This window comes from Candidatus Neomarinimicrobiota bacterium, from assembly GCA_022573815.1.
Taxonomy (GTDB): domain Bacteria; phylum Fidelibacterota; class SORT01; order SORT01; family SORT01; genus JACZTG01.
The window spans coordinates 1-11,890 of the sequence record JACZTG010000041.1 but is presented as its reverse complement, the minus strand read 5'-3'; the positions used below and the strand labels follow the sequence as shown (position 1 = coordinate 11,890).

Annotated in this window: 13 protein-coding genes and 1 tRNA gene; 10 read left to right on the top strand and 4 right to left on the bottom strand. The window is 40.8% G+C overall.

Translation table 11 applies throughout. From position 1 onward, the window contains the following. A partial coding sequence (locus IIB39_10715; protein MCH8929169.1) for a PAS domain S-box protein occupies positions 1-1,948 on the bottom strand: 1,948 nt, incomplete at its 3' end. Between the two features lie 166 nt (positions 1,949-2,114). On the opposite strand from IIB39_10715, the gene IIB39_10710 reads away from it, so the two are divergent. Then, positions 2,115-2,199, top strand: a tRNA-Sec gene (locus tag IIB39_10710). Positions 2,200-2,299: 100 nt separating this feature from the next. Here IIB39_10710 and IIB39_10705 read toward each other — a convergent pair. Continuing rightward, positions 2,300-2,494 (bottom strand): tetratricopeptide repeat protein, encoded by a 195-nt coding sequence (locus tag IIB39_10705; GenBank protein ID MCH8929168.1) that lies wholly within the window; start codon positions 2,492-2,494, stop codon positions 2,300-2,302. A 547-nt stretch (positions 2,495-3,041) separates the two neighbouring features. Here IIB39_10705 and IIB39_10700 point away from each other — a divergent pair. The 8 genes from IIB39_10700 (at position 3,042) to IIB39_10665 (ending at position 10,013) form a co-directional block, all read left to right on the top strand. Further along, positions 3,042-3,755, top strand: coding sequence for a hypothetical protein (locus IIB39_10700; GenBank protein MCH8929167.1), 714 nt, complete (start codon positions 3,042-3,044; stop codon positions 3,753-3,755). A gap of 158 nt (positions 3,756-3,913) precedes the next feature. Then, a complete protein-coding gene (locus IIB39_10695; GenBank protein ID MCH8929166.1) occupies positions 3,914-4,255 on the top strand; it encodes a P-II family nitrogen regulator in 342 nt (113 codons plus the stop codon). Positions 4,256-4,319: 64 nt separating this feature from the next. After that, a complete protein-coding gene (locus IIB39_10690; GenBank protein ID MCH8929165.1) occupies positions 4,320-5,603 on the top strand; it encodes an ammonium transporter in 1,284 nt (427 codons plus the stop codon). 250 nt (positions 5,604-5,853) lie between these two features. Then, positions 5,854-6,789 carry a homocysteine S-methyltransferase gene (gene mmuM, locus IIB39_10685; GenBank protein MCH8929164.1) on the top strand — a complete coding sequence of 312 codons (936 nt, stop codon included), beginning with the start codon at positions 5,854-5,856 and terminating at the stop codon, positions 6,787-6,789. 186 nt (positions 6,790-6,975) lie between these two features. Further along, positions 6,976-8,007, top strand: coding sequence for a matrixin family metalloprotease (locus tag IIB39_10680; protein ID MCH8929163.1), 1,032 nt, complete (start codon positions 6,976-6,978; stop codon positions 8,005-8,007). A 187-nt stretch (positions 8,008-8,194) separates the two neighbouring features. Next, entirely contained in the window at positions 8,195-8,527 is a 333-nt protein-coding gene (trxA, locus tag IIB39_10675; GenBank protein MCH8929162.1) for a thioredoxin, read from the top strand. Further along, positions 8,505-8,924 (top strand): peptide-methionine (R)-S-oxide reductase MsrB, encoded by a 420-nt coding sequence (gene msrB / locus IIB39_10670; GenBank protein MCH8929161.1) that lies wholly within the window; start codon positions 8,505-8,507, stop codon positions 8,922-8,924. The genes trxA and msrB overlap by 23 nt, the downstream gene beginning before the upstream one ends. Positions 8,925-8,999: 75 nt before the next feature. Continuing rightward, entirely contained in the window at positions 9,000-10,013 is a 1,014-nt protein-coding gene (locus IIB39_10665) for a proline iminopeptidase-family hydrolase (GenBank protein ID MCH8929160.1), read from the top strand. A gap of 66 nt (positions 10,014-10,079) precedes the next feature. Here the strand turns inward: IIB39_10665 and IIB39_10660 are convergent, their stop codons facing one another. Together IIB39_10660 and IIB39_10655 are read right to left on the bottom strand one after the other, a co-directional pair. Then, entirely contained in the window at positions 10,080-10,934 is an 855-nt protein-coding gene (locus tag IIB39_10660; GenBank protein ID MCH8929159.1) for an NmrA/HSCARG family protein, read from the bottom strand. Between the two features lie 12 nt (positions 10,935-10,946). After that, a complete protein-coding gene (locus tag IIB39_10655; GenBank protein MCH8929158.1) occupies positions 10,947-11,411 on the bottom strand; it encodes a MarR family transcriptional regulator in 465 nt (154 codons plus the stop codon). A gap of 205 nt (positions 11,412-11,616) precedes the next feature. On the opposite strand from IIB39_10655, the gene IIB39_10650 reads away from it, so the two are divergent. Continuing rightward, a partial coding sequence (locus tag IIB39_10650; protein MCH8929157.1) for a hypothetical protein occupies positions 11,617-11,890 on the top strand: 274 nt, incomplete at its 3' end.

Genomic DNA, 11,890 nt, shown 5'->3' with positions numbered 1-11,890 from the left:
TTTTCGATACCTTGCTTAATAACCTACTAAGTGAAGTTTCATTCTCTATTATTTCTCCAACCGCCTGCAAACAAGAAAGTTCTTTTACCCTATAACCGAGATTTCGTGATAGCCGTTCCTTTTCCTTCTGATCTAATATCCTATCTGTAATATCTGATTGAACTGAGATAGAGTGAAGCAGCTTGCCGTCTTTACCATTCACTGCGCTGCAAGAGAGATGTACAATCCTCCGCTCACCATGTTTGGTGATAATCTCCATTTCCACTTCTTTAAGTATTCCCGTTGATAGCCATACTTTCATATTATTTATTGCACTCTGGTGAGATTCAATCGGATAAATTTTCAGCACAGATTTACCAACTAATTCCTCACGCTTATAACCGAGTATTTTCAACGCGGCGCGGTTTACATCAAGTATTATTCCTTCGGGCGAGACTACATAGCAATATTCAGGTTGATTATAAAAGAAATTCCTAAACTTATCTTCGCTAACTCTCAGTAATTCTTCAGATTGGCGAAGTAAAGTAATGTCAGCGCCATATATATAAATATTTTTCGCTTTAGTGTCTTTTATTATTGTAAGAAGGAAAGTTTTATCTCCGATATCCTCTTCAAAAAGAACAGCTCTTTCACCCTTCAATTTTTTTAATTGAGATTTCGTTATTCCTTTCATCAGGGTTATAATTGATTTATTTACAAGCCTTTTGCCAAATAATCTTTCGGAAACAGGATTGGTAAAAGTAATCGTTCCATTATAATCTGTTCGGAATACAGGCCCCGGGTTTTGTCTGACGAAAGAAGCCTGTTTTTCAAGTAATTCTTCAGATTGGCGGAGTAAAGTAATGTCAGCGCCATATATATAAATATTTTTCGCTTTAGTGTCTTTTATAATCGTTAGAAGGAACGTATTATTACCGATAATCTCCTCATAGAGAACTGCCTTTCCACCCTTCATTTTTTTTAATTTAGATTTCGTCACTCCTTTCATTAGGGTTATGATTGATTTATTTATCAGGTTTTTCCCGTATAGTTTTTCTGATACAGGATTTGCAAAATTAATCGTTCCATTATAATCTGTTTGGAATACAGGCCCCGGATTTTGCCTTACGAAAGAAGCCTGTTTGTCAAGAATTTTCTCAGTAGCTTTTCTGAATGATATTTCATCTGAGAGTTCTGAGGTTCGTTCGGTAACTTTATTTTCGAGTTCCGCACGAGCTAATAAAAAACCATCTTCTGCTTTTTTCTGAACAGAAATATCGCGGATCATTCCAATATATAACTTACGGTCAGGAAGATTAAGTTCACTTACGCCCAAGTATATTGGAAATATTTTTCCATTTTTCTTCCTGCCTTTGACTTCTCTTCCTATTCCGATAATTTTTGCTTTTCCGGATTTTTGGTAGGAATCAACGTATTTATTATGGAGACTTTTATCCGGTTCCGGCATTAATATTTTCACGTTTTTCCCGATGAGTTCTTTAGCTTTATAGCCGAATATTTTTTCCACAGCCGGATTTACCGATTCAATAAGAGAATTGGTGCCCATTGTTATCACACCGTCAACCAAAGTATCTAATGTTAACTTAGATTTTTCTTCACTCCCGCTTAAGGCTCTCTCAAGTCCTTCCTGAATTCTTATATCATTTATAAGTATAACTTCATAGGAATCATCGTTCACTGAGAGGAAGTATTCCGCATGCAATTTTGATTTATCCTTTTTTATAAATACAGATTTAAAGGAAGACCAAACCGCGGTTTTATCAATATGAGCAACTTTTTCTGAAATGATAATGAAAATTTCTTTTGGAGTTTTGGAGGAAAGAAATTCTTTTTTTGACTTATATCCAAACAACTTCGGAACAGCAGAATTTATTTCATCCAGTCTGCCGTTTTTGCGGTAGCGAAGAAACCCCAATGTTTGTGTATTTAAAAGGTCAGTTTCAGACATTTCTTTTTATGCGACGCTGAATTAACATTTCCTTTTATTTCCAAACCCGATTAAAATTGGTAATTCAGACAAGAACGCGGCGCTAATTTTTTTACCTACTGGATAATGTAAATAATTATCCATAAAGTTGCAAGAAGGTTAAAACAATTTATCAAAAATAATATTCGGGAGTGGTTGTGACCCTGGTGGGCGCCGCGGACTTCAAACCCGCTGGGACGGGGAAACTCGTCCGCTGAGTTCCCTGCCCGCCATGCTGTCAGGCGGGCCTGCCCGATAATTGGTCTGGCGGGGATTCTCAGACATTCCCGCTAATTTAAATCAGTCGCTAATACGTCAGCTACGAGGCTATTTCTACTCTTTCTCCTTGAGTTTCTTCAACATATCTTTCGCGTTCTGATTATTAGGAGTAAGCTTCAACGACTTACGATAGTACTTTTTCGCCTTCTTATTATCCCCTGTTTTCATGTACCCCTCAGCGAGACTGTCCCAAACGTTCCCGGACTTAGGATACTCTTTTGAATTTAGTTTGAATGCTTTTCCGGCCAACTCCAACCTTGTGCATAAAGAGGGAGGCTCAGTATTAATAGGGCTGTAAACGCACACGTTAAATAACCGATACTCTTTCGCACTGAATTTTTAACCGAAACCCAATTGTTATTTGAATAAAATAGATCGCTGAAATCAGCTGCTTTGACAGACATTTCAATCTCCATTTTTATTTATAAATTGAATAAGAAGTATTGATAGTTACGATTAGTCGGTGCAAAATGTTTCAGTAGGAAATTGCAAGTTGTATTTTTCCGAAAATTGGAGAAATTCGAATCACAAAGTGCGGCAAGGTTTGAATCCTATCGGGATTTAATACTGCTTTTCAGCCGTCTTACATCACGCCAAAATGATAGCTAATAATAATTAGTCATTGAACATTGTTTTTTGTTAAAAAAATTATTTATTTAATACTTTTATATTGCAATCTAAAATCTCAAAGTGTAGTATAAGCGGTGGGCTGAAAAATCGGGAAAAATCATGATGCCCCAATATCATTTTTATTGGAATGGGAAATATCAAGTAACGAATTACAAAGAGGGGCAATATGAAATCTATCTATATTATCTCTACATTTGTATTGGCGGCTGCATCCGTGACTCCGGTCTATGCAGAAGATTCTGCTGTAGCTTATACATTAGACTTTACCAGTAAATATATCTGGCGGGGCTGGGACCTCACACCGAAAAATAAACCTGCCGTTCAGCCGGGAGTCAGCTATTCAAAAGGCTCAATGGAGTATGGTTACTGGTCTTCATTTGCACTGACCAACAGGAATAAGCTGAGTTCTGATGACGAGTTCGACGTTTATTTTTCATACAACAGTTCGTTTGGTGAGACTACCGAGTATTCCGTCGGGTTAACATATTATTCATGGTTGAACGCAGATAATTTCAGTTTCGACGGCAACACCACGCCTGAACCGTTCATAACGGTAACGGATTCAAGAATGCCCTACGGTTTATCATTTGGTTTGTATTATGACCTTAATCTCGGCGATGGAGTGTATCTTCTGGCAAGTGGAGATCATTCAATGAATTTCGCTGAAAGGGCGGTTGACTTTTCCCTTTCAGTCGGATACAATGGCGGTCAATGGGGAGCCGACAGCGGGATAAGCGATATTGTTTTTAGCGCCGGCAGTAGCTTCGAGTTCTCATTCGGCTCGCTTTCCCCTGCTGTATATTATGCCATAATTCCGCTGAGTATCAAAGGTTTCAGCGGCGATAATAAGTTATGGTTCTCTCTCGGTTTTGGGAGGTAATGTAGGGCAGGTGTTAATCTTATATATTTTAAAAAATAATACAAAAAACATTTCATTCGGTAAATACTAATGTAAAATGTGTTTTGGAATGTTATTTTCACAAATTATTTATTGCAGAACATATGTTCGGATATTCCGGTAATGTGGAGGAACAATAATTGAAAAAACTCGAAGCAATAATTAAGCCGTTCAAATTAGATGAGGTGAAAGAAGCGCTTGTCGAAATCGGCATCCGTGGAATGACGGTGTCTGAAGTAAGGGGATACGGCCGCCAAAAGGGTCAATCGGAATTATATCGCGGAAGGGAATATCATATAGATTTTTTGCCTAAGGTGAAAATCGAAGTAGTTGTACCTGATGATAAAGTTGAAGAGGCGGTACGGCAAATTCTGTTGGCGGCGAAAACAGGAGAGATAGGTGACGGGAAAATTTTCTTATCAAATGTAGATGATGCTATCAGGATTAGAACGGAAGAATCAGGCAACGATGCATTAAATTAAAAGAGGAGGGGATTTAGAATTGAGTTTTCAGATAAAAAATATCACTTGGTTCCTGAAAAATTTAATGAGCGCGACTGTTTTCGTAATTGCCTTATCCGCATATGCATTTGCAGGAAATACGCCGGATAGTAATGCCGAGGCGCTTGATATGGTATGGACGCTCATCGCGGCGTTTTTGGTTTTCTTCATGCAAGCCGGATTTGCAATGGTCGAAACGGGATTTACCCGATCGAAAAATGCCGTTAATATTATGATGAAGAACCTCGTAGATTTTTCATTCGGCGCTCTCGGATACTGGGCGGTCGGTTTTGCGCTGATGTTCGGAGCGGGGAATGCATTTTTTGGGTCGGAAGGATTTTTCCTGAATAACGTAACAGAACCGTTTCAGTACGCGTATTGGATATTCCAGGCGGTATTTGCGGCTACAGCCGCTACAATAGTTTCGGGCGCTGTGGCAGGAAGGATAAAGTTCAGCAGTTATATAATTTACTCGGTGGTCATCACGACGCTTATTTACCCTGTTTCAGGTCATTGGATCTGGGGCGGTGGATGGTTATCATCTTTAGAGACACCGATGATAGACTTCGCGGGCTCGACGGTAGTTCATTCGGTTGGAGGATGGGCTGCTCTTGCCGGCGCTATAGTAGTGGGACCAAGGATAGGCCGTTACACTAACGTCATAGGTCCTATCAGAGGTCATTCTCTCACTTTGGCTTCGCTTGGCGTATTTATTTTGTGGTTTGGGTGGTATGGTTTTAATGCAGGCTCGACTACTTCGGGCACTGACTTGACAATAGCGATAATTACAGTAACTACCACACTTGCGGCGAGCGCAGGAGTCGTATCAGCTATGATAACATCATGGCTGAGAGAAGGAAAACCGGATATCGGCATGTCGCTTAACGGCGCGCTTGCCGGTTTGGTCAGCATAACCGCAGGAACAGCAAACGTAAGTCCGCTTAGCGCGGTCTTAATAGGAGTAATCGGCGGAATAATCGTAAACTATTCAGTTGCTCTCTTCGACAGATTGAAGATAGATGATCCTGTTGGCGCAATATCCGTCCACGGAGTGTGCGGCGCATGGGGAACTTTAGCGGTAGGGTTTTTCGCGCAAGAGTCGTTCGGAGGCGTGAACGGACTGTTTTTCGGAGGTGGAATAAATCTGTTATTTGCTCAACTCCTCGGAGTCATGACTGTGTTCATTTGGTCGTTTGGGCTATCAATGGTGATGTTCTTAATACTGAAGCGCACAATGGGTATCAGGGTAACTAAAGAAGAGGAAATACTCGGGCTCGATCTGGTGGAACACGGAGCTGAAGCATATCCTGACTTCACTGTAACGATGTAACCCCGCTAATTAATAAGCTGCGTGGTGAAACAGCGGCGCGTTTTACCGGAAGAAAGCGATTAAGCTTCAAAAGGATAAATTATCTATAGCCGAGCTCTCTGGAATTCGAAGTAGATTAGGGTCATTGTTCGTTCGGTACGCAAAGTTGAAAACAATAGATACAATGGAGGATATTCCTTAGTTTTAAGGAGAATATATGTTTTCATTGCGGTAGATGCGTAGTGCGTGAGGAAAGTTTTATTTGAGGTCAATATACTCGCCAATAGAACCGTTTATTGAGAAGTATGGTATGCTTCTGCTGGATGGAGGACTCGCCACCGAGCTGGAAAAGCAAGGATTCGATTTAAGCACAAAGCTTTGGTCGGCACAAATATTGTTGGAAAATCCTGAAGCGATAAAAAATGTGCATCTGTCATATCTTGAAGCAGGCGCTAACTGCATCATATCGGCAAGTTATCAGGCATCTATCAAAGGTTTTATTGAGTATGGACTCTCAGAGAGAGAAGCCATAACCCTTTTACAAAAGTCTGTGACTCTGGCAATAGAAGCCCGTGATGAGTTTATGGAGGGTAAAGAATCGGAACTGTTGCCGCTCGTCGCAGCGAGCATTGGTCCATATGGCGCTGTTCTTGCTGATGGTGCGGAATATCGAGGTGATTACGCTGTTTCTAAAAATGAATTATTAGAGTTCCATAAGCAGAGATGGGAGATTCTTGCGGTTTCGCCTGCTGATTTATTAGCTATCGAAACTATCCCCAGCATCAGAGAAGCGGAAGTGATATTGGAGCTGCTCCAACAAACGCCTGATCTGTTCGCATGGGTAAGTTTTTCGTGTAAAGACGGCGAGCATATCAGTGATGGAACTCCGATAAAAGAATGTGTTTCGCTTTTTAATGAGTGTGACGGAGTGGTTGCCGTTGGAGTGAATTGCACACCGCCTCGTTACATATCTTCTTTGATCGAGCATATCAGAGCAGGTGCGCCGGATAAGCATATTGTCGTTTATCCGAATTCCGGAGAGCTTTACAACGGGGAAAATCGGACCTGGTCCGGCAGTTCAGAACCGCTTGAGTGCGGCAAAGATGCCGGAAAATGGTACCGCAATGGCGCCAAATTGATTGGAGGCTGTTGCAGAATGGGACCGGAGCATATCAGAGCAATACGGGAGAAGTTTGAGGCAATGTGATGCCCTGAATTCAATTCTGAATCAAAAGTTGTCCCACATCACACCAATTTCTTACAATAATACATATATTCAGTCTCACGACAATATTTCGGACATTCAGGTATTTGTTGATTTGAAGGTATATGTGTTGTATTATTAAGTAATTAGGACTGGTAAAAATATGTAAATTAAATAGGGAGATAAGCCATGAAACTACATCCAGCTTCACTATTATGGCTTTTTGCGTTATCGGTAATTATAGCAGGGTGCGAAGATACACAACCAACCGCAGTTAACACTGATTTGGAAGGCACCAATAACGTCACAGATTCTTTTAGCAAGCGGTCTAAACCGTCCGGTAGTCAAGCTCAGGGCGATTCGGCAGTTCTCGCTATGATGTTTAATATCAATGATGAACTCGCCGCAAGCGGATTAAATTTTGCTGTTGAATCCATTGATTTTTTCACAATCGGAAAAGGCAGACCAAGTAATAGGATTCACCAAGGAACTATTCAATGGGTTCCGGGCGATTTGCGCCGGGCAGCACAGGGTAACGATATTACTTATTTGGTGGATCAGAGCGACGGCGCCACAGCAAGTGGATTAAGCAGTGACGACACTGAGGAAGTACTCGATAAAGCTCTCGCCACGTGGAATAACGATAGTAACTTAAGTAAGGTGAAGGTAGTGAAACGTTTTGACAGCGGCGATGACCCCGACATCTTCGACTCTTTCTTCAGTTCTGGTGGTAAAGGTAGAAATGGAAAAGGTAAATCTAAAAGTTTTGGTAGTTTTGGAGACTCGTTTCTTGCTGATATAGTGCAGGCGGGCTGGCTTCCTTGGGCGTTTTTTGAGGCAGTGGGAGGACCCGGCGGTGGGGACGAAATCTTAGCATTCTCAGTTTCCTTCATTTTTGTTGATGGAAATGGATTTCCTACGGATATAGACGGTGATGGATATCTTGACAAGGCTCTGAATGAAGTTTACTATAACGATACATTTGGAACCGCAGGGGAAAAACGCGCGGGAAATCCGTGGGAAATTAATGCCGCATCACCATCAACGGGTATAGATGTAGAAACTGTGGCATTGCACGAAAACGGACACTCGTTGGGACTTGGTCACTTCGGACCGCCGCCGACTGCGGTAATGAATCCGAGTTATTCCGGTGTACTGACTTCACCGCTACCGGCTGATGATGCAGGTATGTCTACAATTTGGAAATCTTGGCCAAATTAATAAGAATTTAAATCAAACCTACTCGTTTATGACCCTCACAATTGAGTGAAGGGTCATAGATGAGTGGATTATATCCGAAGCAGTAACTTTTCAGTAATTCCTATCTCCAATTGCCATATTCATTTTGGCGAATTATATTAAATAAACGAATTTCATTAAAAAGATTCACATAAAGGAATGAGAAATAATGTATCTTAAATTAGAACCGATTGATTTTCAGAAAGACGTTATCGAGGCGAGCGAACATTCACCTGTATTAGTGGATTTTTGGGCTGAATGGTGCGGACCTTGTCATATGCTGAGCCCTACTCTTGAAAAACTTGCCGAGGAGGCGGGTGAGGATTGGATTTTAGTCAAAGTTAACACCGAATTGCAGCCTGATATAGCAATGAAATATAGTATCAGAAGTATTCCCAACGTAAAGATGTTCTATAAAGGTGAGATTTCCAGCGAGTTTGTCGGCGCCATACCGGAGAGCGAAATTAATAATTATCTCGATAAAAACCTTCCGAAAGAATAGAGGAACAGTGTTAGAAAAATCAGTTGCGGAATGGAAATCAATTTTATCATCTGATGAATACGAGGTTACACGTAAAGGGGGAACGGAACCGGCTTTCAGCGGAAAATATAATGATCACAAGGGGAAAGGCGTTTATAAATGCGCTTGCTGCGAGGAGGAATTATTCGGCTCCGAAGAAAAATTCAATTCAGGCTCCGGTTGGCCGAGTTTCTGGCAACCTATCAATGAAAAAAATGTCCGTGAAGAAACGGATTCCACATTTGGTATGAAACGCACGGAAGTCATCTGTGATAATTGCGGGGCACACCTGGGGCATGTCTTTGAGGACGGCCCTGAACCAACAGGTCTCAGGTATTGCATCAATTCATTGTCATTGGGATTTGAAAGCGCCGAATAAACCGGGAGAAGAATTATTATGAACTACAAAGAGATTAGTATCCGAAAATATTCAGCGCCATTAACTGTTCTCATAATGCTAAGTGTCAGCATGATGATGTTTTCTTGCGCTCAATCAGCCGTTCAGACTAAATCATCTTCAGATTATTTTGATAATACGGGCAGGGATGACGTGCTAAGCGGCGGCGTCAAAATAATTAAAATCTCCACGCCTAAAGGTGATTTCAATGTTTGGACAAAGCGAGTTGGGAATAATCCTACTATCAAAGTGCTTACCCTGCACGGCGGACCGGCCGGAACACATGAATATTTTGAAGTATTTGATAGCTATTTCCCTGGAGCAGGCATAGAGTATTATTATTACGATCAACTCGGTTCGCATTTCAGCGATCAGCCGGATGATAAAGATCTTTGGACAACAGAGCGATTTGTGGAAGAAGTGGAACAAGTCAGGCAAGCGCTTAACCTCACAAGCGATAACTTTTATCTATTCGGGCATTCTTGGGGAGGAATACTTGCATTAGAGTATGCGCTAAAATATCAGGAGAATTTGAAGGGATTGATAATTTCGAATATGGTGCCAAGTATTCCTGATTATAACACGTATGCCGAGAAAGTGCTTTATGAGCGAATTGATAACGATGTATTGAAAGAAATAAAGGAATTAGAAGCTGCCGGAGATATTGAGAACCCCCGATATATGGAATTATTGATTCCGCATCACTATGAAAAACATCTGATTCGTATGCCGGCGGAAGATTGGCCGGATCCTGTAAAGAGAATGTTTGCTCACCTAAATCCGGATATATACGTACTTATGCAAGGTCCCAGCGAATTAGGCGCTTCCGGCAGATTACTGAATTGGGATAGGAAAGCGGATTTGCCTCTGATTTCAGTTCCTACTCTCACAATAGGCGCCGCCTATGACACAATGGACCCCGCTCAAATGGAATGGATGGCGGGTCAAGTGCAGCACGGTAGGTATCTGCATTGCCCTAACGGAAGTCATATGGCGATGTATGATGACCAGCAAACGTATTTTGACGGACTGATTAAATTTATAAAAGATGTGGATAACGGGAACTTTTAATAAATATATAATCAGAAAGGGAAAGCAGAAGCTTTCCCTTTTTTAATCTTTACTATCTCGATAATATTACCAACCTGAAGCGGGAATCCATTCTTCAAGTTTAACCAATTTAATATCATTGGATGATTCAAGCTCATCTATGTTCACATCGTAGCCGACTTTGTTGAACCAATCAAACATCTTGGCATATTCCTCGCCCATTGCGCTTTGAAAATCCTCAAGTGAAATTGTACTGAAAGAAATATCCTTCCCAGTTTCTTTAGAGAAAAGTTCGGCGACTTTTGGAAACGTAACTGAATCACCCGCTAAATCAATAGATTTTCCGATATACTTATCCGGTGCTTCAAACGCTTGAGCCACGATTCTTCCAATATCATTTACTGCGATCATCTGCAATGGAACATCCTGTAATAGAGAATTCATAAAATTGTTGTTATTGATATATTCTTTCATCGTATAGAAATTTTCCATGAAAAACACAGGTCGAACTATAGTGTAAGGCAATTCGATATTTCTGATATACTCTTCGATCTCAAACTTGCTATCAAAATGACTGAGATCAGTATTTTTATCCGCGCTGGCTACCGATGAATATACAAAATGTTTCACATCAGCTGCCTTAGCAGCATCGGCAAGAGTTTTGCCTTGAGTAACTTCACCGTCGTAACCCGATTCCCAGAAATTCTGGACAGAAAAAACTCCGTATACACCGTCTAACACAGCAGTCAATGTACCGGAATCGCTCATATCAGCCTTAACGACTTCAACACCGTTTGATTTTAACGCAAGCGCCTTTTCACCTTCAGGATTTCGGGTCATCGCTCTAACAGCCCAGCCCTTTTCCAATAGGTTTTTCGCAACAGCGCCGCCTTGCTGTCCTGTGGCGCCTGTTACTAATATTATCTTTTCACTATTTGACATTATATTCTCCTACTATTTGTTTACTTGTTTGTTATTTTCTGTACCCAGTTTTTTACATAACCTTGCTAATTCCTCCTGCTCAGATATGGAGAGGATATTCATTTCCTGAACAATAGTCTGAACATGTCCGGGCATTATCTTATTTATTAGAGCTTCCCCCTTGGGAGTTAGATGTATCTTAATTTGTCGGCGGTCTTTTCTTTCGGGAATTCTTTTTACGAATTGCCGTTTTTCAAGATTATCCACTACTGTGGTGATATTACCACCCGTGCAAAGGAGTTTTTCGCTGACGGTTTTCAAGTTCAACGGACCAAGATGAATAAGAGCATCCAATACGCCGAATTGACTTTCTGTTAGTCCATATTCTCTGAAGCTCTCTTTTATTTTAGGGCTAAAAGAGTTGGCGGCTCTGGAGAATTTTATCCAGGCATTCAGAGCCCTTTTTTCTTTTGCTGTGCCATTGTAATGTGTTGGCATAATTATACTTTAACATTAAAGTATTTAAATGTCAAGTATTATTAATATTTTATTTTCCATTATGTTTTAAAACAATAAATGATTTTAACAGAAAATAATATTACCTTTGCAATCGAGATTTCTATGATTATTCAGGTGATTCAAATGGGTAAAACCGGATGGAATTACCTATACAATTACAATTTAATTTTATTAAGAGGATAATATGAATCCATCAAAAGTAACCGTCAAATACGTAATTATTTCAGCACAGTTAATTCTGTTTCTGAGCTGTAGCGCAGAAGATCAATCTCAAAAAGAAATTGAAATTCCCGTGAAATCGGAAAAACATCTAAATGCCGACTTGCAATCCCTTGCAGAGGAATTTTTCAGGTGGCGTGCGGTAACGCAGCCTGCTACGGGGGATGATATAACACGTGTGGAACGCCCCGACAAATGGGTACCTGATTTTTCACCTGAGGCTTTAGCTGAACAGCGGG